The organism is Corynebacterium sp. HMSC074H12, from assembly GCF_001813755.1.
GTDB lineage: Bacteria > Actinomycetota > Actinomycetes > Mycobacteriales > Mycobacteriaceae > Corynebacterium > Corynebacterium hiratae.
Map to the genome: position 1 here is coordinate 1 of NZ_KV813920.1, position 347 is coordinate 347.

Consider the following 347-nt stretch of genomic DNA (forward strand, 5'->3'; position numbering starts at 1 on the left):
ACTTGGACGAGCTCAACGGAAAGATTGTGGACTTAGTCGATGCAATCAACAGGTCCGTGCCGTTTCGCAGTCAGCACATCAGCCGCAGGGATCTCTTCGAAGAACACGAGCAGCATCTCCTTGCTGACCTGCCGACAACCCCATGGCAGCACACCGAGTGGAAGCGCGCGAAAGTGGCCCCTGATTTCCATATCACGGTTGCAACGGTGCGCTACTCCGTCCCGCATCAGCTTGTTGGCCGCACTGTCGATGTGCGCATCACAGGCCAGGTCTTGACCGTCTTTGATCAGGGGACGACCGTGGCAACCCACCAGGTTTCGCATAAGCGTGGGGCCTATGTCACTGAC

At 57.6% G+C, this 347-nt stretch carries 1 pseudogene; it reads left to right on the top strand.

Annotation, left to right across the window (positions count from 1 at the left end):
- Positions 1 to 347 (top strand): annotated as a pseudogene (locus HMPREF2932_RS07755) (IS21 family transposase); the annotation flags it as partial.